The organism is Curvibacter gracilis ATCC BAA-807 (genome assembly GCF_000518645.1).
In the GTDB taxonomy this organism is placed as follows: domain Bacteria; phylum Pseudomonadota; class Gammaproteobacteria; order Burkholderiales; family Burkholderiaceae_C; genus Curvibacter; species Curvibacter gracilis.
The window spans coordinates 186,316-211,914 of record NZ_JADZ01000004.1 but is presented as its reverse complement, the minus strand read 5'-3'; the positions used below and the strand labels follow the sequence as shown (position 1 = coordinate 211,914).

21 protein-coding genes are annotated in these 25,599 nt (G+C 69.8%); 8 read left to right on the top strand and 13 right to left on the bottom strand.

The genetic code is table 11. The annotated features are described in order from the left end of the window. The first annotated feature begins 23 nt into the window (after nt 1-23). Nucleotides 24-338 (top strand): non-heme iron oxygenase ferredoxin subunit, encoded by a 315-nt coding sequence (locus tag L880_RS0100995; RefSeq protein WP_027474069.1) that lies wholly within the window; start codon nt 24-26, stop codon nt 336-338. Nucleotides 339-350: 12 nt separating this feature from the next. On the opposite strand, the gene L880_RS0100990 is transcribed toward L880_RS0100995, so the two are convergent. The 11 genes from L880_RS0100990 to L880_RS31175 all read right to left on the bottom strand — a co-directional run bounded on the left by L880_RS0100990 (nt 351) and on the right by L880_RS31175 (nt 10,946). Further along, nucleotides 351-2,084, bottom strand: a complete 1,734-nt coding sequence (locus L880_RS0100990) for a bifunctional protein-serine/threonine kinase/phosphatase (RefSeq protein WP_027474068.1) — start codon at nt 2,082-2,084, stop codon at nt 351-353. 14 nt (nt 2,085-2,098) lie between these two features. Continuing rightward, on the bottom strand, nt 2,099-2,905 hold the full coding sequence (locus L880_RS0100985; RefSeq protein ID WP_027474067.1) for a formate/nitrite transporter family protein: 807 nt from the start codon (nt 2,903-2,905) through the stop codon (nt 2,099-2,101). A gap of 273 nt (nt 2,906-3,178) precedes the next feature. Continuing rightward, nucleotides 3,179-3,457, bottom strand: coding sequence for a virulence factor (locus L880_RS0100980; protein ID WP_027474066.1), 279 nt, complete (start codon nt 3,455-3,457; stop codon nt 3,179-3,181). Continuing rightward, entirely contained in the window at nt 3,457-3,657 is a 201-nt protein-coding gene (locus L880_RS0100975) for a DUF5397 family protein (protein WP_027474065.1), read from the bottom strand. The genes L880_RS0100980 and L880_RS0100975 overlap by 1 nt, the downstream gene beginning before the upstream one ends. 97 nt (nt 3,658-3,754) lie before the next feature. Beyond that, on the bottom strand, nt 3,755-5,047 hold the full coding sequence (locus L880_RS0100970) for a nitrate- and nitrite sensing domain-containing protein (protein ID WP_027474064.1): 1,293 nt from the start codon (nt 5,045-5,047) through the stop codon (nt 3,755-3,757). 77 nt (nt 5,048-5,124) lie between these two features. Next, nucleotides 5,125-5,463 carry a nitrite reductase small subunit NirD gene (nirD, locus tag L880_RS0100965; protein ID WP_027474063.1) on the bottom strand — a complete coding sequence of 113 codons (339 nt, stop codon included), beginning with the start codon at nt 5,461-5,463 and terminating at the stop codon, nt 5,125-5,127. 34 nt (nt 5,464-5,497) lie between these two features. Next, complete coding sequence (gene nirB / locus L880_RS0100960) at nt 5,498-8,014, bottom strand: nitrite reductase large subunit NirB (RefSeq protein ID WP_027474062.1); 2,517 nt, start codon at nt 8,012-8,014, stop codon at nt 5,498-5,500. Between the two features lie 359 nt (nt 8,015-8,373). After that, nucleotides 8,374-9,117, bottom strand: a complete 744-nt coding sequence (locus L880_RS31185; RefSeq protein WP_051442932.1) for a GGDEF domain-containing protein — start codon at nt 9,115-9,117, stop codon at nt 8,374-8,376. Beyond that, on the bottom strand, nt 9,114-9,545 hold the full coding sequence (locus L880_RS0100950) for a hypothetical protein (RefSeq protein ID WP_157462525.1): 432 nt from the start codon (nt 9,543-9,545) through the stop codon (nt 9,114-9,116). Before L880_RS0100950 ends, L880_RS31185 begins: the two co-directional genes overlap by 4 nt. Before the next feature lie 31 nt (nt 9,546-9,576). Next, nucleotides 9,577-10,509: an OmpA family protein gene (locus L880_RS34095; RefSeq protein ID WP_051442931.1), complete on the bottom strand. Its 933-nt coding sequence runs from the start codon at nt 10,507-10,509 to the stop codon at nt 9,577-9,579. Continuing rightward, a complete protein-coding gene (locus tag L880_RS31175; protein WP_084460878.1) occupies nt 10,506-10,946 on the bottom strand; it encodes a DUF4398 domain-containing protein in 441 nt (146 codons plus the stop codon). Before L880_RS31175 ends, L880_RS34095 begins: the two co-directional genes overlap by 4 nt. Before the next feature lie 393 nt (nt 10,947-11,339). On the opposite strand from L880_RS31175, the gene L880_RS0100935 reads away from it, so the two are divergent. The 4 genes from L880_RS0100935 (at nt 11,340) to L880_RS34725 (ending at nt 21,557) form a co-directional block, all read left to right on the top strand. Continuing rightward, on the top strand, nt 11,340-11,672 hold the full coding sequence (locus tag L880_RS0100935) for a BON domain-containing protein (protein ID WP_043328050.1): 333 nt from the start codon (nt 11,340-11,342) through the stop codon (nt 11,670-11,672). Between the two features lie 105 nt (nt 11,673-11,777). Continuing rightward, complete coding sequence (locus L880_RS0100930; RefSeq protein ID WP_051442929.1) at nt 11,778-12,077, top strand: DUF1488 family protein; 300 nt, start codon at nt 11,778-11,780, stop codon at nt 12,075-12,077. A gap of 225 nt (nt 12,078-12,302) precedes the next feature. Then, nucleotides 12,303-21,278: a glycoside hydrolase family 94 protein gene (locus L880_RS36595; protein ID WP_027474058.1), complete on the top strand. Its 8,976-nt coding sequence runs from the start codon at nt 12,303-12,305 to the stop codon at nt 21,276-21,278. Nucleotides 21,279-21,398: 120 nt separating this feature from the next. Beyond that, nucleotides 21,399-21,557 carry a DUF3309 family protein gene (locus tag L880_RS34725; protein ID WP_043328048.1) on the top strand — a complete coding sequence of 53 codons (159 nt, stop codon included), beginning with the start codon at nt 21,399-21,401 and terminating at the stop codon, nt 21,555-21,557. 294 nt (nt 21,558-21,851) lie between these two features. Here L880_RS34725 and L880_RS0100910 read toward each other — a convergent pair whose 3' ends face one another. Then, nucleotides 21,852-22,772, bottom strand: coding sequence for a S1 family peptidase (locus L880_RS0100910; RefSeq protein ID WP_211245260.1), 921 nt, complete (start codon nt 22,770-22,772; stop codon nt 21,852-21,854). Further along, nucleotides 22,772-23,152, bottom strand: coding sequence for a hypothetical protein (locus L880_RS0100905; RefSeq protein WP_027474056.1), 381 nt, complete (start codon nt 23,150-23,152; stop codon nt 22,772-22,774). Before L880_RS0100905 ends, L880_RS0100910 begins: the two co-directional genes overlap by 1 nt. 342 nt (nt 23,153-23,494) lie before the next feature. On the opposite strand from L880_RS0100905, the gene L880_RS0100900 reads away from it, so the two are divergent. From L880_RS0100900 to L880_RS0100890, 3 genes are all read left to right on the top strand, one after another. Further along, on the top strand, nt 23,495-24,169 hold the full coding sequence (locus L880_RS0100900) for a Crp/Fnr family transcriptional regulator (protein ID WP_043328046.1): 675 nt from the start codon (nt 23,495-23,497) through the stop codon (nt 24,167-24,169). A gap of 114 nt (nt 24,170-24,283) precedes the next feature. Beyond that, nucleotides 24,284-24,922 carry a sterol desaturase family protein gene (locus L880_RS31165; protein ID WP_051442928.1) on the top strand — a complete coding sequence of 213 codons (639 nt, stop codon included), beginning with the start codon at nt 24,284-24,286 and terminating at the stop codon, nt 24,920-24,922. After that, on the top strand, nt 24,919-25,569 hold the full coding sequence (locus tag L880_RS0100890) for a BON domain-containing protein (RefSeq protein WP_027474054.1): 651 nt from the start codon (nt 24,919-24,921) through the stop codon (nt 25,567-25,569). The genes L880_RS31165 and L880_RS0100890 overlap by 4 nt, the downstream gene beginning before the upstream one ends. Nucleotides 25,570-25,599: the final 30 nt, after the last annotated feature.

Genomic DNA, 25,599 nt, shown 5'->3' with positions numbered 1-25,599 from the left:
TGACAAGCCTGATGACAAGCGCCATGACAGGCCCCTGGACCGACGCCCTGGCCCGAGACGATGTGTTCGAAGGCGAAGTGCTGGGCGTGCGCATCGCCGGGCGCGACATCGCCCTCTACGAGTGCGAGGGCGAGGTGTACGCCAGCGACAACCTGTGCACCCACGGTGCCGCCCGCCTCAGCGACGGCTTTCTGGAAGGGCGTGAGATCGAATGCCCCCTGCACCAGGGCCGCTTCGACATCTGCACCGGCCAGGCCCTGTGCGCGCCCCTGACGCAAAACCTGCGCACCTACCCGGTGCGCATCGAAGGCGATCGGGTGTGGCTGATGCTGGAGTGATCGCTGCCCGCCTCAGCGCCCCAGCAACGCCGCCCCCAGCCCCAGCACAAGCAGCGCCAGCAGCAGGCTGAGCACCTTCCAGAACACCACCGGGTTGCGCTCGATGAGGGGGGCCGCGCGGGCCGTCTGGTAATGCGCTGCGGGCTGGTGCAGGTCATGCACGAACTCGGACAAGGCCTCCTGGCGCCGCGCGGGTTGCGGGTGCATAGCGCGGCGCAGCACGGCATCGAGCCAGGGCGGCAGATCGGGGCGCAGTTCGCGCACCGACACATAGCGCAGCGTGCGCAGATCGGCGCTGGAGCGCAGGCGCGTGACCTGAAGGCCATAGGGCAGTTGGCCGGTGAGCATCTGGTAGGTGACCACGGCCAGCGAGAACAGCTCGGACTGCACGCTGCCCGTGCCACCCACAAAGTACTCGGGCGCGCTGTACTGCAAAGAGCCCATCAGGGCTTCGGGGCGGCCGTCGGCCTGCCCCTCGGTGAGGCCGGCCACATGGGTGGAGGCAAAGTCGATGATCTTGAGCGTGCCGCCAGCGGCGATCATGAAGTTCTCGGGCCGCAGGTCCTGATGCAGCATCTCCTTGCGGTGAAAAGCCTGCAGTCCCGCTGCCGCCTGCTCGACCAGGCGGCGCACCTCACCCAGATCGGGCCGTGGGTGGTCACGCATCCACTGCGCCAGGGTCTGGCCTTCCACGTACTCCAGGGCCACGAACAGGTGCTCACGCCGACGTTCGGCAGCAAAGGCCTTGACCACATGCGGGCTGTCCAGGCGGCGGGCAATCCACTCCTCCAGCACAAAGCGGTCCAGGTAATCGGCGTTGTCGCGCAGGTCCACCGAGGGCAGCTTGAGCGCCACACACTGGCCACTCGTCTCGTCCTGCGCCAGAAACACATGGCTGCGCGAGCTGGTGTGCAAGGCCCGCAGCAGCAGGTAACCCTCGAAGTGCATGCGGGCCTGCAAGGGCGGCGGCAAGCGCAGGTCCTCGCGTTGGGCCAGCAGGCGTGGGGCCGCGGCCAGGGGCAGCTCATCCACCCGCACGATCTGCACGGTGAGGTTGTCCTGGCTGCCGCGTGCCAGGGCCAGCGCCACCAGGGCCGCCGCAGCGGCATCCAGGTCGCTGGGGTGGGCGGCCAGGGCCTCATGCACGGCTGCAGCGTCCAGGTACTCGTAGGCGCCATCGGTGGCCAGCAGGTAGACCTCGCCCGGCTCGGCATCCCATTGGCGGTGGTCGATCTCGACCGCGGGGCCCGTGCCCAGGGCACGGCCCAGGCAGGTCTGGCCCGAGGACACGCGCACCCGGTGGTCCTCGCTGAGCTGCTCCAGGGCCTGCGGGTGCAGGCGGTACACCCGGGCATCGCCCACATGCAGCAGGTGCACCTGGGTCTCCTTGAAGACCAGGGCGCTGAAGGTGCAGACGTAGCCGCGGTCGAGGTCAAAGCGCGCATCGCTGCGCTGGGTCTGGGCATGCAGCCACGAGTTGCTGGCGCTCAGCACGCACTGGGCCGAACGCCGCACCGACCAGGCCTCGGAGGTGCAGTAGTAGTCTTCCAGAAAGCCACGCACCGCAGCCGCGCTGGCCACCTGGCTGACCGCGCTGCTGCTGATGCCATCGGCCAGCGCCAGGGCGATGCCCTTGCTGTCCAGCAGGGCGGGCGGTGGCACCACGGCGCCATGGAAGTCCTGGTTGACGGGCTTGCGGCCCGCCTCGGAGTGCTGACCCAGCGTGAGGCGCAGACGCGTGCTCATGGGGCAAGGCTGCTTCAGGCGCGCTTGGGGGCCGTCTTGTAGTGGGTGGAGTACAGGGTGGCCCCCACAAAGGTCAGGCCACCCAGCGCGTTGCCCAGCACGGTGGGGATCTCGTTCCAGATCAGGTAGTCCATGATCGTGAAATGCCCACCCAGCATCAGGCCCGAGGGGAACAGGAACATGTTCACGATGGAGTGTTCGAAGCCCATGTAGAAGAACACCAGGATGGGCATCCACATGCCGATGACCTTGCCCGACACGCTGGTGGACATCATGGCCGCCACCACGCCGGTGGAGACCATCCAGTTGCACATCACCCCGCGGATGAACAGGGTCAGCATGCCGGCAGCGCCGTGGGCCGCATAGCCCACGGTGCGACCCTCACCGATCGAACCGATCTTCTGCCCGATGGCATTGGGCGCCTCGGAAAAGCCGAAGGTGAAGATGATGGCCATGAAGACGGCCACCGTGAGCGCGCCGGCAAAGTTGCCCACAAAGACCAGGCCCCAGTTGCGCATCACGCCGCCCCAGGTGGCCCCGGGACGACGGTCGAACACGGCCAGCGGCGCCAGCGTGAAGACGCCCGTCAACAGATCGAAGCCCATCAGGTAGAGCATGCAAAAGCCGACCGGGAACAGCAGCGCCCCAATCAGGGGGTTGCCGGTGTTGACGTTGACACTGACCGCGAAGGCCGCGGCCAGGGCCAGGATGGCACCGGCCATGTAGGACCGGATCAGCGTGTCGCGGGTGGACATCAAGAGCTTGGATTCGCCAGCGTCGACCATCTTGGTGACGAATTCGGCAGGAGCGAGGTAGGCCATGGCACTTCCTTGAAAAGCAGTGTGAAAGCGGGATCGAAGGCGCGGAAAAAAAATGGCGTCGCCGTGGGATCACCGATCAGGGTCGGGATTCACGGGACGCCATCATCCGCGGGGTCTGGGCTCACACCCGGCCGGGGCCGGTGTGGCGGGATCAAGCCGCCATTAGCTTGCTCATGCAAGGACAAGCAGTTTTTGTGCCTGCAGTTCGGTCCACAAGAGGTGCCCAATGCACCGCCTTGGTGCCGCATGGTCGTTGAGGGGGCAGCACCGCCCTCACGCCTTCACCAGGGCGGTGAAGTCCGACCATTGCTCGATGCGGAAGGCTCGGATGTCGCGCACCGATTTCGGAAACCAGGGCTTGGCCTTCAGCGCCTGAATGGCCAGAAAAAGTTCTGCCATGTCTTCGTTGTCGGTCACGTACAGACTGCCTTGCACGCGACGAAAGCCCAGCTCGATCAGAACGGATCCAATGTCGGTATATGCCTGTGTCACCCCTTTGGGGTGGTGCTTCTCTGTGTCGGCCACCACCAGATCGAAGGCCAGTGCGTACATCAGTGCGCATCCGGGTCATTGCGCAAGCGCGTCCATCGATAGGCCACCTTCTCGCCTGTTTCAACCAGCGTGACCTCTACCATCCAATCCCCGTCGTCCAGGGGATTCAAAGCCTGCCCGACTTCGTACTGAGGCCCCAAAAGGCCGAAACTCTTGATCTTGCCCACCGGGACGGCGGGCGGTGCAACAACAGCGTGCATGACAGTGCTCCCGTGGAGAAATCCACCAAGATCATAGGTGAACCCGGTGCAACGGCAACATCACAAAGGTTTCCAAGTGGTCGCCGCTAGGCTGTGCTCAAGGCCGCACACCACGCTGCGCCGGTGCCACCATGTCGGGCAGGCTGAGCGTGGCTTCGGCCACGTCGAGCAGGCGGCGGTTGTGGTCCATGGAGGCTTTTTGCAGGGCGCGGAAGGCGGCCTCTTCGGTGAGGCCCAGGCGGGCCATCAGGGCCCCCTTGGCGCGCTCGATGATCTTGCGCTCGTGCAGGGCACGGCGCGCCGCATCGAGCTCGACCTCCATGCGCGCCAGCCGCTCAGACTGGGCCTGCAGCAGGCCGGCCAGCGAGGCGGCCGAGCCGGGGTCGGCCGCGCCCGCGCCGGCCTCAGGGATGGCGGGCTGGGCCAGGCCACTGGGCTGAAAGAAGCGGTCCGCCTCGTGGGCACGCGGCGGCGGGTTGTCGCGCAACTGGCGCAACAGGCCGGCCGAATCCTGCAAGTCGCTCTGGGCGCGCTGGATCTGGCTCTCGCAGGCCTGGTGCAGGCAGTCGAGCAAGCCCTGTTGCAGTTGCCACAGCTGGGCGATGCGCTCGCTGGCCACCTCGAACCAGGTCTCGCTGAGAGAGGGCTCCAGGGCGGCGCCGTCGCGGGCCATGCACAGGCTGCGGCGCAGGCGCTCGAGCATGGCCGTGTTGGGGCTGAGCTGCAGTTGCTGCCAGCGCTGGCGCAGCTCGGGCTCGGCAAACTCTTCGAACAGGCGCAGGCTGCGCTCCTGCGCGTCAATCAGGTGCACCAGGCGTTGCTGCTGCTCGTCGCGGCACAGGCCCGAGGCAAACAGCTGCGCTCCCACGGCCCGCTCCTGGCCGGCCGTCTCCTTGCCCTGCACCAGGTGCACAAAGGCCACCAGCAGGCGCGACACCTCGGGGTAGGGGGCCGCATCGGCCATGTAGAACACCAGCTCCAGCAGCCCGGCAATCAGGCGGCTGTAGGCGCCCACGGCATCGCTGGCGCTGAAGGCCCGGCGCTCGATCTGGTAGCGCAGCGCGGCCAGGGCCTCCAGGTCGAGCAGGGCCCAGGCCATCAGCGACAGCAGGCGTGCCGAGGCGCCCTGCTCGGGCGCCATCTGGGCTTCGACCTGGGCGCGCAGCAGGGCCTCCAGGGGTTGGGTGACAGCGCAGGCGGCCTCGCGCTCGGCGCCGAAGCGCGCGCCCTCCGAGGCCAGAAACACGCTGCTGGCCCCGCGCTCGCGCTGCAGGGCGTCGATCAACTGGCCGACGATGCCAGCCAGCTGGACACGGGCCTCCAGGTGGCGCAGGGCCTCGATCTCGAGTTGCTTGGCTCGCAGGACGAGCTGAGAAACGGACTGGTGCATGGAGCCATATTGTGTTGCCAAAACAGGGGGCTCGACAGGGTTCATCTCAGCTTTGTGGGGCTTGAACAAGGTCACGCTCAGGCCGCGGCCAGCAGCACCCGGTCCTGCTCCACGCGCACGGCATAGGCACGCACCGACAGGGCCGGGTCTTCCAGGCACTCGCCGTTGCGCAGATCGAAGTGCTGCTTGTACAGCGGCGAGGCCACCACGGTGCGCTCGCCCAGGCTGCCCACCAGGCCGCGCGACATCACGCTGGCATGCGACACCGGGTCGATGTTGTCGATCGCATACAGCGCGTTGTGGCCCACGCGGAAGATGGCCACATGGTGGCGCCCCAGGCGGGCACACACGCCGGTGTTGGGCAGGATGTCGTCCACCGCGCAGACGGCGGTCCAGTTCAGGGTTTCGGTGTTCATGGCTGAGGATCTCCAGTTCAAGGGTGGGCCCACATCAGGCCGGTGTGCCGGTACGCTCTTCAGCGCGGGCGGGCCGGATCTGGCCGCGCTCCTCGACGAACACGATGTGCTCGTCGGGCTGATCGCTGTTCACGAAAGAGCGGAAACGCTGGCGCGTGGCCGGGTCGGTCACGGCGGCCTTCCATTCGCAGGCATAGGTGTCGACCACCTGCTGCATCTGGGCTTCGAGTTCGGCGCCCAGGCCCAGGCTGTCTTGCAACAGCACGTCTTTCAGGTAGGCCAGGCCGCCCTCCAGGCTTTCGCGCCAGGTGCTGGTGCGCTGCAGGCGGTCGGCGGTGCGCACATAGAACATCAGAAAGCGGTCGATGGTGCGGATCAGCTCGTCCTGGCTCAGGTCGGAGGCCAGCAGCTCGGCGTGGCGCGGCTTCATGCCGCCGTTGCCGCACACATACAGGTTCCAGCCCTTGTCGGTGGCGATGACGCCCACGTCCTTGCCCTGGGCCTCGGCGCATTCGCGGGTGCAGCCCGAGACACCGAACTTGATCTTGTGCGGCGAGCGCAAGCCCTTGTAGCGGTTCTCCAGCAGCACGGCCAGGCCCACGCTGTCGCCCACGCCATAGCGGCACCAAGTGGAGCCGACGCAGCTTTTCACGGTGCGCAGCGACTTGCCGTAGGCATGGCCCGACTCGAAGCCGGCGGCGATCAGCTCCTCCCAGATGGCGGGCAGTTGCTCCACCCGGGCGCCGAACAGGTCGACCCGCTGGCCGCCGGTGATCTTGGTGTACAGGCCGTACTTCTTGGCCACCTGCCCCACGGCGATCAGGCCGTCGGGCGTGACCTCGCCGGCCGGCATGCGCGGCACCACCGAGTAAGAGCCGTCTTTCTGGATGTTGCCCAGGTAGTAATCGTTGCTGTCTTGCAGGCTGGCCAGGTCTTTCTTGAGCACGAACTCGTTCCAGCACGAGGCCAGCATGTTGGCCGCCGCGGGCTTGCAGATGTCGCAGCCCAGGCCCTTGCCGTGGGCCGCCAGCAGCTCGTCAAAGCTGCGGATCTTGCCGACACGGATCAGGTGGTAGATCTCCTGGCGCGAGTAGGCAAAGTGTTCGCACAGGTGGTTGTTCACAGCCAGGCCCTGCTTCTTCATCTCCAGCTTCATGACCTGGGTGGCCAGGGGCACGCAGCCGCCGCAGGTGGCGCCGGCCTTGGTGCAGGCCTTGAGCTCGCCGATGCTGGTCACGCCGCCGGCCACGGCGTCGCAGATCTGGGCCTTGGTCACGCTGTTGCACGAGCAGATCTGGGCGCTGGCGGGCAGCGCGTCCGGGCCCAGGCCGGGCTTGGCCTGGCCCTCGCTGCTGGGCAGGATCAGGAACTCGGGGTTCTTGGGCAGTTCGATGCCGTTCAGGGCCATCTGCAGCAAGGTGCCGTACTCATCGGCATTGCCCACCAGCACCGCGCCCAGCAGGCGCTTGCCGTCTTCGCTGATGACGATCTTCTTGTAGACCTGGGCGATCTCGTCGCTGAACTGGAAGCTGCGGCTGCCCGGGGTCTTGCCGTGGGCGTCACCGATGCTGGCCACATCCACACCCATCAGCTTGAGCTTGGTGCTCATGTCGGCACCCACAAAGGCCACATCGTCCTGCCCGGCCAGGTGGCGGGCGGCCACGCGGGCCATGTCGTAGCCCGGGGCCACCAGGCCGAAGGTCTGGCCGTTCCAGGCGGCGCACTCGCCGATGGCGTAGATGTCCAGATCGCTGGTGCGGCACTCGCTGTCGATCTCGATGCCGCCACGCGGCCCCAGGTTGAGGCCGCTGGCACGGGCCAGCTCGTCACGCGGGCGAATGCCGGCGGAGAACACGATCATGTCGGCTTCGAGGTGGCTGCCATCGGCAAACACCATGCGGTGGCGCGCCGTCTCGCCGTCGATGATCTGCAGCGTGTTCTTCTGCGTGTGCACCTGCAGGCCCAGGGCCTCGATCTTGTGGCGCAGCACGCGGCCACCGCCCTCGTCGACCTGCACGGCCATCAGGCGCGGGGCAAACTCGACCACATGGGTCTGCAGGCCCAGGTCGCGCAAGGCCTTGGCACACTCCAGGCCCAGCAGGCCGCCACCCACCACCACCCCGCTTCGGGCCCGGGCACCGCACTCGGTCATGGCCTCCAGGTCTTCGATGGTGCGGTAGACAAAGCAGTCGGCCCGGTCATGGCCCGGCACCGGGGGCACGAAGGGGCTGGAGCCGGTGGCCAGCACCAGCTTGTCATAGGCCAGCACCTGGCCATCGACCAGGGTCACGGTGCGGGCGTTGCGGTCGATGGAGGCAGCGCGTGCCGCCAGGCGCAGGCTGAAGCCGGTGCGCTCGAAAAAGCCGGGCTCGACCAGCGACAGATCCTGCGCCGACTTGCCGGCAAAGAACTCCGACAGGTGCACCCGGTCGTAAGCGGGGCGCGGCTCTTCGCACAGCACGGTGACCTGCGCACCCGGCAGGCCGGCTTCGGCCAGGCTCTCGAGAAATTTGTGGCCCACCATGCCATGTCCGACGACGATGATTTTCATGTTGCGTGCTCCTGAATGAAGTGCGCGGCGCGGCGCACCGGCGGGCCGGGCGTGAAGTGCCGAGCCTGCCATGGATGGAAAAATCAAAGGGGGTGTTGCCGTGTCGGTGCAGGCAGCCGGGGCATCAAGCTCAGGCTGCAACCGACACGTGTCCGCCGTCGTTAGCGGTGCAGAAAGGGCCGGCGGAGCGTCGATGCTGCCGGCCACGACAAGGCATAAGCAGCTTCCGTGCCTGGCCCAGCCCTGTCAGAACGGGGCAGGATCAGGCCTTTCAGGGCCTGCCGGCGCCATGGACGGGGGCCAGGCCGGCCCAGGCCGCACCAGTTCAGATCAGGTGGGCACCGTGGCGGTGCACGCCCTCAGTCCTCGCTGCCATCGGCCACCCGGCCGCCGCCCAGGGCCTTGGCGCGGTACATGGCCCGATCGGCGCAGGCGGTCAGGGCTTCGGCACTGCTGGCATCGCGCGGGTAGAGCGCCAGGCCCAGGCTGACGGACAGGGGCCAGAAGGCGGTACCGATGTCGCAGGGCAACATCAGTGCGGCCATCACCTTGTCGGCCAAGGCCAGGGCATCTTCCGGCTGGGCCAGTTCGGGCAGCAGCACCAGGAACTCATCGCCGCCATGGCGACATACGGTGTCCGACTGGCGCACGCAGGCGGCCAGCCGGGCCGCCACGGTCTTGAGCACGGTGTCGCCCGCGGCATGGCCATGGGCGTCATTGATCTGCTTGAAGCAGTCGATGTCGATGAAGAACAGGGCCAGCAAGGCGCTGTTGCGGGAGGCGTGTGCAATCGCCTGGGCCAGGCGGTCCTGCATCAGGGCGCGGTTGGGGATGCGGGTGAGTGCGTCGCGCTGGCTCTGCCGGGTCAGGGCCTGCAGCTCCGACAGGCTCAGCGCGGCCCGCGTCTGGGCTTGCAGGGCCGCCAGCACCAGGTGCTCGTTGGCCGCGAGCAACTGGGCCGCCTGGCGGGCATCGGCCAGGGCCTGGGGCATCTCGGCGTGCAGGGCGGCCACGCGCGCCTCCAGGCGCCGGGCATGGGCGGCCAGCAGGACCAGCGAGCGGGCGGTCGAGGGCCCTGGGCTGAGTCGGCGCGGCGGTGTCATGGCAGCATCCCGCCTTGTGCGTCCGCCGCAGGGGACCAGACCCCGCCGGACTGCATCGAGGCCCGCCACGGCAGCGGCCATTCGGCCAACCCCATCAACGACTCGCAGCACTGCGGCCCCAGCAGTTGCCAGGCCACGCCGCGCAGCACCGGCCGCAGGGCCCGGGTTTCGCCATCCACCGCCGCCAGCCACCAGGCCAGCACCTCGTCACTGGGCTGCGACTGGGTCAGCAGGCGTATCACCGAGCTGACCTCGGTGCCCACCTCGGTGCCCTGTTCCAGACACAAGGCCAGGCTGCGCTGCACCAGGGCCCGCGTACCACGGGGCCCGATCACCAGCCCCAGGCCGGTCAGCAACTCGCGCCAATGGGTGGCGCTGGCCAGCACCGGGTCGGTGCTCAAGCGCGGCCCTGCCAAGGGACGCTGCATGGAGCCTGGGCCCCTGCCGGTCGCACCCATGTCAGGGGGCCAGCGGCGCATCGCCGGCCGGGCTCAGGTAGATCTCCACCCGGCGGTTGGCCCGCCGGCCATCGGCCGTGTCGTTCGAGGCCGCCGGCTGGCTGTCGCCCCATGCGCGTGTGCCCAATCGGTCGGCGGCCACGCCCAGAGCGACCAGGCGCTGGCGCACCGCATCGGCCCGCCGCAGGGCCAGCGCCTGGTTGCTGCCGTGGCTGCCATGGCTATCGGTATGGCCTTCGATGGTGGCGCGCTCGGCCGGGTTGGCGTTCAGCACCAGCGCGATGCGCGCCAGCTCTTGTTGCCCCTCGGGTGACAAGGCCGAATGCCCGGGGGCAAACCAGCCCTCGCCCAGCTCCAGCATCCAGCCCCGTTCGGTGTGTTGCGAGGCAATGCCATGCAATTGCAGCTGCAAGGTGGCCAGGCGCACATCGCGCTGCGCTGCCGTGTCCATCGGCCTGTTCAAGCCAGGGTGGGGATGGGCCGGATCGCTGGCCGGGGCCCCCTGCAGGCGCTCGCTGCGGGCCAGCCCAGCCTGCGCACGCAGGCGCTCATGTTCGGCACGGGACGCATCGATGGCGGCCCCTGCCTGGGCGCTGGCCGCCGCCTCGCGGGCCAGGGTAAGGGTCTGCGCGGCCAGGTAGGCGGCATGGTTCAGTTCCACCGGCGTGGCACGCCCCGCGTCCACGCGGTCGGCCGTGTCCAGGGCGCGCTGCCGGGCCTGCTGGGCACGGGCCCAGGCCTCGGGGGCGCGGCGGGTCGAAGCCAGATCGGCCTCGGCCAGGGCGTAGCGCTGGTTCAGGGCCAGCAGGGCCGGGTTCTGGGCCGCGGCCCCCGGCTCGCGTGGGCCGGCGCAGGCGCTCAGCAGGCTGGCCGCCAACAGCGCCGATGCGGCACTGACATGCCTGTGGCGCCACTTCCAGCAGGGGGGGGTCATGGTTGGGCTCCCGCAGAGCGTCCGGCCCCCTGCAGGTTCAGGGTCAGGGCCCTGGCGGTGTTCTCTTCGCGGCGCAGGCGCACGCGCTGCGCATGGGCCTCGGCCACCTCGGCGTCCAGCTCGGCCTGCTCGGCCAGGCGTTGGGCCATGGCCGCATCCTGCACGCCCAGGGCCTGATGGGCCCGCTGCAGCTTCTCGCGGGCCAGGCCCAGTTCGATCGGGGCATCGGCCTGCACGGCGGGCTGGTCGGCCCGGCGCAGGGCGGCCTCGGCCCGGCTCCACTGGGCCTGGGCGGCTCCCAAGCCGCTGCAGGCAGCCAGACTGCAGGCCACAGGCCAGGCCAGCCATGACAAGGGACGCCAGGGGCGCCAGCGGGGCAGGCCAGAGCAGGGAGACAGCAGCCGCGACGGTGGCCGTGACAAGGACGGTGAAGGCATGGGGTCTCCTGGTGAGTAGGCACACGAAATGGGCAAACCGGGCCCGGTGGGCCATCGCAGGCAAAACGGCAACCAGGGCTGGCGCTCACGCCTCGCCCGCTGCGACCTGGGTCCGACCGGGTTCGCGCTCCATCAGTGTCGAGGCCCCCACGCCCGGGGTCTGTATGGCAACGCACAAGCGGCAGTGCCCGCCCTGCTTGTGTGGTGCAGCGCACCGACACAGCCCGCCGCTGGCCCGATGCTGGGCCGGTGCCCCTGGAGCCGCCCGCACCCCGTGCGGCCTGCGCCGCGTGCACCCGGCCATGCGCAGCCCGGCGTCCGCACGCCCCCAGGGGTCGAGGCGCCGGAACACGCGATGCCGGCCCCTCCTCCTGACCTTGAAAGACCTGAACCATGATCCTTCACCCCACTCTCACCACCAGCAGCCGCCGTCTGGGCCTGGCCTGCGCCTTCACCCTGAGCCTGCTGCTGGGCGCCTGCGCCGCCACGCAGCGCACCGAAGGCACGGGCGAATACGTGGACGACACCGCCATCACCGCCAAGGTGAAGGCGGCCATCTTCAACGACCCGACCCTGAAATCGGCCGAGATCAATGTCGAGACCTTCAAGGGCCGCGTGCAACTGAGCGGCTTCGTGAGTTCGCAAGGCAACGTCGACCGGGCTGTGCGCCTGGCCCGTGAAGTCAAGGGCGTGAACACCGTGAAGGACGACATGCGCCTGAAATGACCCCAGGCCCCCGGTGTGCGGGCCGGACCACCCGCGCCCGCGCACAGGTGCCTCCACGCCAGCGCCCATCCACCCGCCCACCTTTCATGACCGAACGGATTCCCCATGCAGGTCGACCCCGCTGTACCCCCCACTCCCGTGCCCGACCCCCCACTGGGTGAGGCCTTCTTCCACGAGCCCTCGGACACGGTGCGCTTTCAGGTGGCCCAGGCCGGCGCGGCGGTCCATGCCAGCGTCTCGCGCCAGGCGCTGCGTCACCACTTCGGAGCCGGCGAGAGCCAGGCCGATCTGTTGACCTGCTTCCAGGCGCACAGCCGGCAGATCCACGCCGTGGTGCTGCGCCGCCTTGGCGAAGGGGCACTCGAGCCCGTGATGCTGCGCGAGGCGCACTTCACCCTGCCCTGACGCGCCTCGGTGGCCCTCATCACCGTAGCTCACCCGCCCACCCACCGCATTCCCACCCCAGGAGCCCCCATGTCGCACAAACAAAACGGCAACAAAGAAGTCAAGAAGCCCAAGCAGGTGAAAAAGCCCGAGCCCCCACCGCCGGCCGTGGCCCCCGTGCCACCGCGCAAGAAATAGCCTGCTGCCCCGCTTCGTCTCCTTCTGGCGCCCCCGCGCGCACTGCCCATGCCCCCAACGCCTGCCTTTCTGCGCGCTCTGCTGCGCCACCTGCCCGGCCTGCCACACGCCGCCGCGCCGGCCCAGGCGATCTTTGCCGCCCCCCCCTTGCAGGCCGACCTGTTCAACAGCGAGCAGATGGAGCGGCACGGCAAAACCCTGGCGCAGCGCCACCGCGGCAGCCTGCACACCGGCCCCGACCTGCTGCTGGCGCGCCTGGCCGACAACGAAAAGGTGCTGGACCAGACCTACGCCCAGTTGCGCGAGGCGGTGGACGGCCAGAGCGCCGTCCCGCCCGCAGGCGAGTGGCTGCTGGACAACTTCTACCTGATCGAGGAGCAGATCCGCACCGCCAGGCTGCATTTCTCCAAGCGCTACAGCCGCGCCCTGCCCTTGCTGGGCAGCGGCCCCTCCAAGGGCTGCCCGCGGGTCTATGACATGGCGCTGGAAGCCATCTCGCATGGCGACGGCCGCCTCGATCTGGACGCCCTGCGCCGCCTGATCCAGGCCTACCAGGGGGTGGACCTGCTGCGCCTGGGCGAGCTGTGGGCCATCCCCATCATGCTGCGCCTGGCCATGCTGGAGAACCTGCGCCGTGTGGGCGAGCGCATCGCTGCCGACCTGAGCCAACGCAGCCGCGCCACGGCCTGGGCCGACCAGCTCAGCGCCGCCGCCCAGACCGACCCCAAGCACCTGATTCTGGTGGTGGCCGACATGGCCCGCACCGACCCGCCGCTGGCGGGCGCCTTCGTGGCCGAACTGGTGCGCCGCCTGCGCGGCCAGGGTGCCACCCTGGCCATGCCCCTGAACTGGATCGAGCTGCACCTGGCCGACAGCGGCCTGTCCATCGAACAGGTGGTGCAGGTCGAGACCCAGCACCAGGCCGCCAGCCAGCTGTCGATCAGCAACAGCATTGCCAGCCTGCGCCTGCTGGGCGCCACCGACTGGCGCGATTTCGTCGAAGCCATGAGCGCCGTGGAGCACACGCTGCAGGACGACCCCGGCGGCCTGTACGGCCGCATGGACTTTGCCACCCGCGACCGCTACCGCCACGCGGTCGAGCGCCTGGCCCGGCGCAGCCACCTCAGCGAGGTCGAGGTGGCCCGCCAGGCCGTCACCCTGGCCCGCCAGGCTGCAGCCCTGCCCGCCGAGCCAGGTCGGCCTGCGCCAGGTCGGCTCTCGCACGTGGGCTACTACCTGATCGACCAGGGCCTGCCGCAACTGCAGCAACTCAGCACGCCCCACCCGGGCCCCAACCCGAATGAAGCTGTGTCCAAGGCAGCGAGTCTCCCCTCCAGACTGCCCCTGCTGGCCCGCCCCAACGCCATGCTGGCCCTGTACCTGGGCAGCATCGCCGTGCTCACACTGCTCACCAGCGTGCACATGCTGGCCGGCACCCGGCTGGCCGCAGGCGGCCCCGTGCTGCTGATCCTGGCCAGCCTGGGCATGGCCCTGGGCTGCAGCCAGCTGGCCGTCACCATCGTCAACTGGTGCGCCACCCTGCTGGCGCGCCCCCAGCGGCTGCCCCGCATGGACTATGCCCACGGCATCCCTGCCGAATCGCACACGCTGGTGGTGGTGCCCTGCCTGCTGGGCTCCGAGGCGGGCGCCGACCGGCTGGCCGAATCGCTGGAGTTGCGCTTTCTGGCCAACACCGACCCCCAGCTGCACTTTGCCCTGCTCAGCGACCCGCCCGACGCCACGCAGCAGGAACTGCCCGCCGATGCCCCCGCCCTGGCCCGCCTGCGCCAGCGCATCGAGGCGCTGAACCTGCGCCATGGCCAGCCCGCACAGCCCCAGCCCTTTGGCCTGTTCCACCGCCCACGCTGCTGGAACCCCGCCGAGCCCGCCTGGATGGGCTTCGAGCGCAAGCGCGGCAAGCTGGCCGCGCTCAATGCCTGGCTGCTGGGCGGCGACGGGGGCGACTTCTCGCTCATCGTGGGCGACACCACCGCCCTGCGCGGCGTGCGCTACGTGATCACGCTGGACACCGACACCCAGCTGCCACGCGATGCGGCCCAGCGCCTGGTCAGCACCCTGGCCCACCCTCTGAACCAGGCCCAGTACGACCCGCTGGCCCAGCGTGTCACCCAGGGCTATGGCCTGCTGCAGCCCCGCATGGCCGCCACCCTGCCCAGCACCAACCGCAGCCGCTATGCACGCCTGTTCGGAGGGGACCAGGGCGTGAACCCCTACACCGGCGCCGCCTCGGACGTCTACCAGGACCTGTTCCAGGAAGGCTCCTACATCGGCAAGGGCATCTACGACGTGGCCGTGTTCGAGCAGGCCCTGAGCGGGCGCTTCCCCGACAACCGCATCCTGAGCCATGACCTGCTGGAGGGCTGCTACGCGCGCTGCGGCCTGGTCAGCGACGTGATCCTGTACGAAGACATGCCCGCCCTGTACCTGAGCGACGTGAAGCGCCGCCACCGCTGGATCCGGGGCGACTGGCAGGTGGCGGCCTGGGCCTGGGCCCGGGTGCCGCTGGCCCGCGGCGGACGCGGGTTGAACCCGCTGAGCCCCCTGTCGCAATGGAAGCTGCTCGACAACCTGCGCCGCAGCCTGGTGGCACCGGCCCTGCTGGGCCTGCTGCTGGCGGGCTGGGCCCTGCTGCCCCAGGCGGTGGGCTGGACCCTGGGCGTGCTGGGGATTCTGTTCTTCCCCGCGCTGGCCAATGCCGCGCTGCAGGCGGTGCGCAAGCCCGACGAGGCCACCGCCGACCAGCACGCCACGCTGATCTTCGAGGCCCTGCTGCAGCGCTGCCGGCAAGGCCTGTTCACCCTGGCCTGCCTGCCTTTCGAGGCCTGGTACAGCCTGGACGCCCTGCTGCGCACCCAGGTGCGCCTGCACCTGAGCCACCACGACCTGCTGGAATGGCAGGCCAGCCACGAGGCCCCAGCACCCGTGACCGGCGTCGCCACCCCGGCCGTGACGGCGCAGGCCCGCCCTCGCATCGCCTGGCGACCCACCTGGCAACCCATCTGGCAAGGCCTGTGGCCGGCCCCGGCCCTGGCCGTGTTGACCGCCACCGCCCTGGCCTTGTACCGGCCAGCCGCCCTGTGGGTGGCCGCCCCGGTGCTGCTGCTGTGGGCCCTGGCCCCGCTGGCCAACGCCTACCTGAATCGACCCCTGCGCGAGGAGCAGGCCCCCTTGAACCCGGCACAGGCCCGCTTTCTGGGCCGCCTGGCGCGCCGCACCTGGCACTTCTTCGAGACCTTTGTGACCGCCACCGAGCATTGGCTGCCGCCCGACAACCAGCAGGAGCAGCCCCAGGCCAAGCTGGCCCACCGCACCTCGCCCACCAACATCGGCCTGTCGCTGCTGGCCAACCTGGCGGCCAACGATTTCGGCTACCTGAGCACGGCCGGCCTGATCGAGCGCACCCGCAACGCCCTGGCCACCCTGCACACGCTGCCGCGCCACCAGGGCCACTTCTACAACTGGTACGACACCCTGAGCCTGCAACCGCTGCCACCGCTGTATGTGTCGTCGGTGGACAGCGGCAACCTGGCCGGCCACCTGCTGACCCTGCACGCCGGCCTGCTGGCCCTGGCCGAGGGCCCCTGCCTGAGCCCGCGCCTGCTCGACGGCCTGGGCGACACCCTGGGCGTGCTGCAGGAGCAGGCCGATGCCCATGCCCCAGCAGGCCCGCCCGCCCTGATCCAGGCCCTGCGCAACCTCCAGCAGCGCCTGGACCAGGCCCTGGCCGCCCAGGGTGCAGCCGGCGAAAGCGGATCCGACGCCGTGGCACCCGCCAGCCCTTCGACCCTGTTGACCAGCCTGCAGCGCCTGAGCGAGGCCTGCGTCTCGCTGCAGGCCCAATGCCTGGCCCCCGGGCCCGACAACCCGGCCCCTGACGCCAGCCACAGCCCCCACGCCGAGATGCACCACTGGGCCGGCGTGCTGCTGGCCCAGATCCAGGACGCGCGCCAGGAACTGCAGACCCTGCTGCCCTGGTGCAGCCAAGCCGACGCCCTGCTGCCGCACCGCCTGTTGAGCCTGCCCAGCCTGGGCGAGCTGGCCGAGCTGGGCGCGGCCTTCGCCACCAGCACCGACACCGCACGGGGCCCCTACCCCGGCAGCGCCGCCGCCATCGGCGCCCTGCCCGATGTGCGCGCCCTGGTGGGCCTGGCCAGCCAGCGGGCCCAGTTGCGCCAGGCCGAACTGCACGGGCTGGCCGCCCAGGTGCTGGCCCTGAGTCACATGCAATGGGCCTTTCTGAGCCACCCCACACGCCACCTGCTGGCCATCGGCTACGACGTGGAGCAGCACCGGCTGGACGAGGGCTGCTATGACCTGCTGGCCTCCGAGTCGCGCCTGGCCAGCTATGTGGCCATCGCCCAGGGCCAGCTCTCGCAAGAGCACTGGTTCGGCCTGGGTCGCCTGCTGACCTCGGTCGGGGGCCCGCCCATCCTGCTGTCCTGGAGCGGCTCGATGTTCGAGTACCTGATGCCGCTGCTGGTGATGCCCAGCCTGGCCAACAGCCTGCTCGACCAGACCTGCCTGTCGGCCGTGCAACGCCAGGTGGCCTACGGTGCCAGCCGAGGTGTGGCCTGGGGCATTTCCGAATCGGGCTACAACGCGGTGGATGCCAGCCTCAACTACCGCTACCGCGCCTTCGGCGTGCCGGGCACCGGCCTGAAGCGGGGCTTGGCCGAAGACCTGGTGGTGGCCCCCTACGCCACGGCCCTGGCCCTGCTGGTGAGCCCCCAGGCGGCCTGCCAGAACCTGCAACGCCTGGCCGGCATGGGCCTGAACACCCGCTACGGCCTGTACGAGGCGATCGATTTCACCGCCGCCCGCGTGCCCCGCGGCAAGACCAGCGCCACCGTGCAGTCCTTCATGGCGCATCACCAGGGCATGAGCCTGCTGGCCCTGGGGCACGCCTTGCTGGGCCAGCCCATGCAGCGCCGCTTCATGGCCGTGCCGGCCCTGCGCGCCAGCGCTCTGCTGCTGCACGAGCGCATTCCCAACCCGACCCGGCTGCAGCACGAAACCGCGGCCAGCAGCGCCACCCGCACACCCTCGACCGGGCCGGTGCTGCCCATGCGCATCATCACCGAGCCCGAACGCCAGGCCCCCGAGGTGCAACTGTTGTCCAACGGCCGCTACCACGTGATGCTGACCCACAACGGCGCCGGCTACAGCCGCTGGAAGGACCTGGCCGTGACCCGCTGGCGCGAAGACCCCACCCGCGACCCCTGGGGCCAGTTCTGCTACCTGCGCGATGTGGCCAGCGGCGAGTTCTGGTCGGTAGGGCACCAGCCGACCTGCCGGGAGCCCGGCAGCTACCAGGCGATCTTCTCGGAAGGCCGGGTGGAGTTCCGCCGCCGCGACCTGAACTACGACGTGCACGCCGAGATGGCCGTCTCGCCCGAGGACGACATCGAACTGCGCCGCCTGCACATCCGCAACAACGCCAGCGAGCGCCGCACCCTCGAAGTCACCAGCTATGCCGAGGTGGTGCTGGCCCCGGCCGGTGGCGACAGCCAGCACCCGGCCTTCAGCAAGCTGTTCGTGCAGACCGAGATCGTGCCGGCGCGCCAGGCCATCGTCTGCACGCGCCGACCGCGCGCCAGCGCCGAAGCCGCCGTGTGGCTGATGCACCTGGTGGTGGTGCACGGCGGCACCAGCTCGCAGACCAGCTTCGAGACCGACCGCCGCCGCTTCATCGGCCGCACCCGCAGCCTGCAGTCGCCCCAGGCCCTGAACAGCCACGCCCCGCTGTCGGGCAGCGCCGGTGCGGTGCTGGACCCGATCATGGCGATCCGCCACCGCATCACGCTGGAGCCGCAGCAGACCATCACCCTCGATATGGTCACCGGCATGGCCGACACCCGCGACCAGGCCATGGGGCTGATCGACAAATACCGCGACAAGCACCTGGCCGACCGGGTGTTCGACCTGGCCTGGACGCACAGCTGGGTGAACCTGCAGCAGATCAACGCCAGCGAAGCCGACGCCCAGCTCTATGGGCGGCTGGCCGGCGCCGTGCTGTATGCCCAGCCGGCGCTGCGCCCGCCGGCCGAGGTGCTGCTGCGCAACCAGCGGCGCCAGTCCGGGCTGTGGAGCTACGCCATCTCGGGCGACCTGCCCATCGTGCTGCTGCAGATCAGCGATGTGGCCCACATCGGCTTGGTGCAGCAGCTGGTGCGCGCCCATGCCTACTGGCGCCTCAAGGGCCTGACGGTGGACCTGATGATCTGGAACGAAGACCGTGCCGGCTACCGCCAGGTGCTGCAGGAGCAGATCCTGGGCCTGATCGCCTCGGGCCTGGAGGCCAACCTGGCCGAAAAATCGGGCGGCATCTTTGTGCGCGTGGGCGAGCACATCTCGCCCGAAGACCGGCACCTGTTCCTGAGTGTGGCGCGGGTGGTGCTGAGCGACACCGGGGGCACACTGGCGCAGCAGGTGGCCCCGCCACGCGGCAAGGAGCTGCGGCGCAGCAAGGCCCCGCGCCTGTTGAGCGCCAACCCGGGCCCCGATGAGCGCCAGGGAGACGGGCCCGCCGCTGTGGCGGGCCTGCAATTCGACAACGGCCTGGGCGGCTTCGCGGCCGATGGTCAGAGCTATGTGATCCGCCTGGGCAGACCGGGGCACCCGGGCACGACACCTGAACCCTGGGTCAACGTGATGGCCAACGAGCAGCTGGGCTGCGTGCTGTCGGAAAGCGGCGGCAGCTACACCTGGTTCCAGAACGCGCACGAATACCGCCTCACCCCCTGGAGCAACGACCCGGTGGGCGACAACTGCGGCGAGGCCCTGTACCTGCGCGACGAAGACAGCGGCCGCTACTGGTCGCCCACGCCGCTGCCCTGTGGTGGGGGCGGGGTCACGGTGGTGCACCACGGCTTTGGCCACAGCCGCTTCGAGCACGCGGCGCAGGGCATCCACAGCACGCTGAGCGTGCATGTGGACGCCACGCTGTCGCTCAAATGGTCGGTGCTGACACTGCACAACCGCAGTGCCCGGGTGCGGCGCCTGTCCGTCACCGGCTATGTGGAGTGGGTGCTGGGCGACCTGCCATCCCACACCGGCCAGCACCTGGTGACCGAGCGCGACCCCGCCACCGGGGCCCTGCTGGCGCACAACCCCTACAACAACGATTTTGCCGGGGTGCGGGTGTTCTTTGACGCCGGTGCTTCGGGCCTGCAGCCCGGCGTGAGCTGGAGCGGCGACCGCACCGAGTTTCTGGGGCGCCAGGGTTCCTGGCGCCAGCCGGCGGCCATGAACCAGGCCCAGCTGTCGCTGCGCCTGGGTGCGGGGCTGGACCCCTGCGCGGCGCTGCGCGTGCCCCTGGAACTGGCACCCGGCGAAAGCCGGCAGATCGTGTTCCGCCTGGGCGCCCTGCAGGGCCTGGGGCCCGAGGGGGTGGCCGGGCCACGGGACGCCGCAGCAGCTGAGGCCTCGTTGTGCGCCGTGGTACAGACCTGGGAGCGGGTGCTGCAGCCGGTGCAGGCGCACACCCCCGACCCGGGGCTGAACCTGTTGTTCAACGGCTGGCTGCTGTACCAGACGCTGTCGAGCCGGCTGTGGGGGCGCAGCGGCTTCTACCAATCTGGCGGCGCCTTCGGCTTTCGGGACCAGTTGCAGGACAGCATGGCGCTGGCCCACAGCCAACCCGCCCTGGCCCGGTCCCACCTGCTGCGGGCCGCGGCGCGCCAGTTCCAGGAGGGCGATGTGCAGCACTGGTGGCACCCGCCCACCGGCCGCGGCGTGCGCACCCGCTGCTCGGACGACTTTCTGTGGCTGCCCCAGGCGGTGAGCCACTACCTGCAATTGACCGGTGATGTGGGCGTGCTGGCCGAAACCCTGCCCTACCTGAAAGGCCGGCCGGTGCCGGGCGACGAAGAGGCCTATTACGACCTGCCCGAAGCCTCAGGCGAGAGTGGCAGCCTTTACCAGCACTGCTGCCGCGCGCTGGCGCACGGCCTGCGCTTGGGTGCCCACGGCCTGCCCCTGATGGGCTCGGGCGACTGGAACGACGGCATGAACCGGGTGGGCATCGAGGGGCGCGGCGAGAGTGTCTGGCTGGCCTTCTTCCTGCACGACACGCTGGGCAGGATGGCGGAGATGGCCGCACTGGCCACGGGCCAGGGCGACCCGGCCCAGGCCAGCACCTGGCGGGCCCAGGCCGCCACCCTGGCCGAGCAGACCGAGCAGCACGCCTGGGACGGCGACTGGTACCGGCGCGCCTACTTTGACGACGGCACGCCGCTGGGCTCGGCCAGCAACACCGAATGCCAGATCGACGCCGTGGCGCAGAGCTGGTCGGTGCTGGGTGGGGCCTCCACCCCCGCGCACCAGCGGGCCGCCATGCAGGCGGTGGGCCAGCGCCTGGTCAACCACCATTTTGGCTATGTGGCCCTGCTCGACCCCCCGTTCGACCACGGCGGCCTGGACCCGGGCTACATCAAGGGCTATGTGCCCGGCGTGCGCGAGAACGGCGGGCAGTACACCCATGCCGCCATCTGGTGCGCCATGGCCTATGCCCGGCTGGGGCAAGCCCAACAGGCCTGGGAGGTGTTCGACATGGTGAGCCCGCTGCGCCACACCGAAACCGCAGCGGCCGTGGCCCGCTACCAGGTGGAGCCCTATGCCGTGGCAGCCGACATCTATGGCGCACCCCCTCACCAAGGGCGTGGCGGCTGGACCTGGTACACCGGCTCGGCCGGCTGGGCCTACCGGCTGGTGCTGGAGTCGCTGCTGGGCGTGCAACTGGCCCGGGGCCGGCTGCAGCTGCGGCCCTGCCTGCGCCCGGGCTGGACCGGCTTCAAGCTTCAGTACCGGCGCCAGGGCACGTGCTACGACATCGAGGTGCAGGCCGTGCCCGAGAGGCCGGGCCTGCACGAGCTGTTTTGCGATGGCCTGCTGCAGGGCGCCGAGGGCATTGCCCTGCAGGCCGACCAGGGCGTGCGCCAGGTGCTGCTGCGCCTGGGGCCGGGGCCGGAAGAAAGCCTGCCGCCACCGGCCAGTACCGCCTGAAAGCCACGCAGCGCAACCGGCACGGTGCGCCAGCGCAACCGGCAAGGTGCGCCAGCGCACAGGCAGGCCGGCGCCCAGGGCACACACTGGCAGAAACCCCCTGGGGGTGAGGAGTTGAACATGAACCTGGGTGCCATCCTGCTGGTGATTCTGGTGCTGATGGTCGTGGGCGCCGTGCCCATCTGGCCGCACAGCCATGCCTGGGGCTACCTGCCCAGCGGGGGCCTGGGGCTGCTGCTGATCGTGCTGCTGATCCTGTGGCTGACGGGGCGGCTGTGAAACCCCACCCTCGGCCCGAACCGGCCCCCCGGCCACGCCCCGGTCAACGCAGCACGCTGTCGCTTCACACAAGCCAAGCCCACGACGACCCTGCCGTCAGCCAGCGCGCCAGCGGTCGGTTGGCGCCCACCCCGATACAGCATGAACACCCGGGAGAGGCGCGGCCCGGCAGCGAGCCGCGCCCTGGCAGCATGGCCGCCCAGCACCCCGACTTCAATCCCGAGGCCGCGCCACCACGCCGCTGAGCAGGCGCTGCCGGGCGCCCGCCGCAGCAACGGCCGGGTAACGGCCAGTTCAGCCCGCCCCGAAGCGGCTGGGGTCGGCCGTGAGGCGCAGCAGGATGTCGGCGTACCAGACGCAGTTGAGGCCCAGCGACTCGTCCTGCAGCAGATCCCGGTTGCCCATGTCCATGCGCGAGGAGTGCACGCCCAGCAGCCGCCAGGGCAAGGCCTGTTGCTCAGGGCTGGGGTGCTGGCGGCGCGACACCACCGGAGCGCCACTGGTGCCGCGGTGGGTGCGGGCATCCGTCAGGAAATAGCCCTTGCCCTGAAAGCGGATGCCGTAGGGCGAGGCCACCATGGCATAGCGCAGAACCGGCAGGTGGTGCACCGCATCGTGAAAGCCCAGCGGAAAGCCCACCACCACCAGGGGCTCGCCCACCGGCACTTCGGCAAAGTCGTGCACCAGGTGGGCCGGCGTGAAGGCCCGGATGACCACCGAGGCCGGCAGCTTGCGGCGCTCGATCTCCAGCACCGCGACATCGATGTCACCCCCGCCGTCATGGCCCTGACGCCACACGGCCTGGCCTTGCACATAAAGCGGGATGGAAAAGCCGGTGGACCGGGTCAGGTTGGTGCCGTCCAGGTGCAGTTCGATCTCCAGCCGATCGGGCACATGGCGGGTGGCCTGGTCGAACACCACATGGCGGCTGGTGACCAGGTACAGGCGCCCATCACGTTGAAAGTAGAAGCCGCTGGCCTGCGTGAGCCCACGTTCGCCGGCCAGGGTGGAGACCCGGGGCACGGAGAAGAACAGCGGGTCGACCGTGGGGCTGTGGGCCGTGGTCTCGTCCGGCGCAGGCGCCGGCAAAGACTCCGTGCCACGGCCGGCACTGGTCCAGCCCGAGGGCCCGCTCAGGGGAGGGGCGCCGTCAACAGACTCTGGCGCGCCGGAGGCGGGCACGGCCAAGGCCGTGTCAGAAGTGGTGGCCTGCATCATCGACGCGGCGAAAAGGCCAGGTGCCAAAGACGCGGCAGGGCCATCAGGCAACCCCCGGCCAGCACCGCCAGGGCCACGGCGGTGAGCGGGCGATCCTGGATCTGTCGCTGCACCTGGCGGCGCGCCTGCTCGGCCTGGCTGCGCAGCTCCCGCGCCGAATCGCGCAGCACACGCATCGGCTCGCCGGGTGGTACGGCGCTGGCGGCCAGCCAGGCCATGGCATGGGCCTCCTGGTCCTGCAGCAAGCCGTTCAGCGCATCGAGCGGGTGCGGAGCGGCGCGCACCGGGTGGTGGACCAGGGTGGGGTCGACATCGCCGGGGCCGGCGCCTTCATGGGCGCGGCCATCGCCGTCATGCAGGGGTTTGGAGTGGTTCATGGCAAGGTGTCCTGAGTGGCAGATCAAAGCGATCCAGGGCCCGGGCAGGGTGGCCCCCGCGCTGGGCGCCGGGCGCCATGGTCGGGCCAGCAGCCAGGGTGACACCGCCGGCTGGCGCTGTCGGTGCGATGGCAGACGCTGACAGCGGCCTGAAACAATATGTTCGCCAACGAACATATAAATCTCCCAAATGGCTCTACGCTGCGGTTGGGCACCACTGCGCGGGTGCCACATCCGGCCAACCCGCGCATCCAACCAAACCAACGGTGCCCGGGAGGAACACACATGACCCATGACCCACCTGCGCCTGCTGAATACAGGAAAAACCACCTTCTGGAGGCCATGGACACACCCGAATTCGCCCCTGTCCTGGCCCAGCTGGAGCCGGTGGATCTGCCCCTGGGCATGGTGCTGTACGAGTCGGGCGTGGCGATGAACTACGCCTACTTTCCCACCACCGCCATCATTTCGCTGTTGTATGTGATGGAAACCGGTGCCTCGGCCGAGATTGCCGTGGTGGGCAACGAGGGCATGGTGGGGGTGGCCCTGTTCATGGGCGGCAACTCCACACCCAGCCGGGCCGTGGTGCAAAGCGCCGGCAAGGGCCTGCGCCTGCGTGCCTCGACGCTGAAAAACGAGTTCGACCGGGCCGGGCCCTTTCTGCACCTGTTGCTGCGCTACACCCAGGCCTTGCTCACGCAGATGTCGCAGACCGCCGTGTGCAACCGCCACCACTCGCTGGACCAGCAGCTGTGCCGCTGGCTGCTGCTGAGCCTGGACCGCTTGAGCGGCCCCGACCTGATCATGACCCAGGAGCTGATCTCCAACATGCTGGGCGTGCGGCGCGAAGGCGTGACTGGAGCCGCGCTGCAGCTGCAGGCTGGGGGCCTGATCCGCTACGCCCGCGGTCACATCACGGTGCTGGACCGACCCGGCCTGGAGAAACGCACCTGTGAGTGCTACCAGGTGGTCAAGCGCGAATACGACCGCCTGCTGCCCAACCTGCCGGCACGCTGATCCCCACCCGGCCAGGCCAGGGCCGATCAGGGTTCGACAGCGCACAGACCCGACGCTGCGGCGGCGCCAAGCTGAGGGCTCGCACCCCAGCCCGCAACCCGCCAAAGGAAACCCATGGCCTTCTTGAACCTGGAGCACAGTGCCCGGGCCTACTACGCCGACCTGGTGTTCTATGGCGCCGCGTCCATGGGCCTGAGCCTGTGGCTGGCCTGGGCCGTGCCCCCGGCGCAGCGCCTGCCCGGCGTGCTGCTGTTTGCCCTTGGGGCCCTGATCTGGACCCTGCTGGAGTACCTGCTGCACCGCTTCGTGCTGCATGGCTTCGACCCGTTCCGGCGCTGGCACCAGATGCACCACGACCGGCCGGCAGCGCGCATCTGCAGCCCCACGGTGATCAGCGCCTCGGCCTTCGGGCTGTTGGTGCTGCTGCCCAGCCTGGCCTGGCTGCCCGCCTGGCAGGGCCTGCCCCTGGCCGCCGGTGTGCTGGCCGGGCTGTTCGTGTACTCGCTGGCCCACCATGCGCTGCACCACCACCGCCCGCAACGCCCCTGGGCCCGCCGCTACAAGCACTGGCACGCCAGCCACCACCAGCCGGGCCAACACCACCGCTTTGGCGTGACCACCTTCTTCTGGGACGGGGTGTGGGGCACGGCCGGCCCCGCCCTGGGCCCACTCAAGCGCCAGCCCGGTGCAAGCCCCCCCCGTGGCGCCCCGGCGGACACCTCCAAAACTTCACACCAAGGACCTTCACCATGACACCCGACAAAAACCTGCAAGCCGCCGTGGCCGCCGAATTGGCCGGCGACCCCTCCATCAACTCGGCCCACATCGGCGTGGGGGTGAACGAGGGCGTGGTCACCCTGAGCGGGGTGGTGGACAGCTTCTCCGAGAAATGGGAGGCCGAGCGCGCCGCCAAGCGCGTGCAGGGCGTGCGCGCCCTGGCCGTGGAACTGAAGGTGCAGCTGCAAAGCACGGCCGAGCGCAGCGACTCGGACCTGGCGCGGGCCGCCATCTCGGCCCTGCAATGGACGCGCCAGTTGCCCGCCAAGGCGCTGCATGTGCTGGTGGAAGACGGCAACATGACCTTGAGCGGCGTCGTGCACTGGGATTTCCAGCGTGAGGCGGCCCTGGCCACCGTGCGCCACCTGCAGGGCCTGCGCAGCCTGACTGACGAGATCGCGGTCAAGCCCCAGATCAACTGCTCGGCCGTGGTGGCCGACATCGAACGCGCCCTGCAGCGGCGCGCCCATGGCGACGCACGCCGCATCTCGGTGGCGGTGCAGGGCGCCACGGTCACCCTCAGCGGCGAAGTGGACAGCTGGGCCGAGCACGGCCTGGCCCTGCAGGCGGCCTGGAACACACCCGGTGTGCGCCATGTGCACGACGAACTGCGCTTTGACTGAAGCCCGGCCCGCAGCCCCCTCCCACAGGAC

Coding starts and splice junctions, on each gene's coding strand:
- L880_RS0100995 (WP_027474069.1), top strand. CDS start 24: ATGACAGGCCCCTGGACCGACGCCCTGGCCCGAGACGATGTGTTCGAA.
- L880_RS0100990 (WP_027474068.1), bottom strand. CDS start 2,084: ATGAGCACGCGTCTGCGCCTCACGCTGGGTCAGCACTCCGAGGCGGGC.
- L880_RS0100985 (WP_027474067.1), bottom strand. CDS start 2,905: ATGGCCTACCTCGCTCCTGCCGAATTCGTCACCAAGATGGTCGACGCT.
- L880_RS0100980 (WP_027474066.1), bottom strand. CDS start 3,457: ATGTACGCACTGGCCTTCGATCTGGTGGTGGCCGACACAGAGAAGCAC.
- L880_RS0100975 (WP_027474065.1), bottom strand. CDS start 3,657: ATGCACGCTGTTGTTGCACCGCCCGCCGTCCCGGTGGGCAAGATCAAG.
- L880_RS0100970 (WP_027474064.1), bottom strand. CDS start 5,047: ATGCACCAGTCCGTTTCTCAGCTCGTCCTGCGAGCCAAGCAACTCGAG.
- nirD (WP_027474063.1), bottom strand. CDS start 5,463: ATGAACACCGAAACCCTGAACTGGACCGCCGTCTGCGCGGTGGACGAC.
- nirB (WP_027474062.1), bottom strand. CDS start 8,014: ATGAAAATCATCGTCGTCGGACATGGCATGGTGGGCCACAAATTTCTC.
- L880_RS31185 (WP_051442932.1), bottom strand. CDS start 9,117: ATGACACCGCCGCGCCGACTCAGCCCAGGGCCCTCGACCGCCCGCTCG.
- L880_RS0100950 (WP_157462525.1), bottom strand. CDS start 9,545: ATGCAGCGTCCCTTGGCAGGGCCGCGCTTGAGCACCGACCCGGTGCTG.
- L880_RS34095 (WP_051442931.1), bottom strand. CDS start 10,509: ATGACCCCCCCCTGCTGGAAGTGGCGCCACAGGCATGTCAGTGCCGCA.
- L880_RS31175 (WP_084460878.1), bottom strand. CDS start 10,946: ATGCCTTCACCGTCCTTGTCACGGCCACCGTCGCGGCTGCTGTCTCCC.
- L880_RS0100935 (WP_043328050.1), top strand. CDS start 11,340: ATGATCCTTCACCCCACTCTCACCACCAGCAGCCGCCGTCTGGGCCTG.
- L880_RS0100930 (WP_051442929.1), top strand. CDS start 11,778: ATGCAGGTCGACCCCGCTGTACCCCCCACTCCCGTGCCCGACCCCCCA.
- L880_RS36595 (WP_027474058.1), top strand. CDS start 12,303: ATGCCCCCAACGCCTGCCTTTCTGCGCGCTCTGCTGCGCCACCTGCCC.
- L880_RS34725 (WP_043328048.1), top strand. CDS start 21,399: ATGAACCTGGGTGCCATCCTGCTGGTGATTCTGGTGCTGATGGTCGTG.
- L880_RS0100910 (WP_211245260.1), bottom strand. CDS start 22,772: ATGCAGGCCACCACTTCTGACACGGCCTTGGCCGTGCCCGCCTCCGGC.
- L880_RS0100905 (WP_027474056.1), bottom strand. CDS start 23,152: ATGAACCACTCCAAACCCCTGCATGACGGCGATGGCCGCGCCCATGAA.
- L880_RS0100900 (WP_043328046.1), top strand. CDS start 23,495: ATGGACACACCCGAATTCGCCCCTGTCCTGGCCCAGCTGGAGCCGGTG.
- L880_RS31165 (WP_051442928.1), top strand. CDS start 24,284: ATGGCCTTCTTGAACCTGGAGCACAGTGCCCGGGCCTACTACGCCGAC.
- L880_RS0100890 (WP_027474054.1), top strand. CDS start 24,919: ATGACACCCGACAAAAACCTGCAAGCCGCCGTGGCCGCCGAATTGGCC.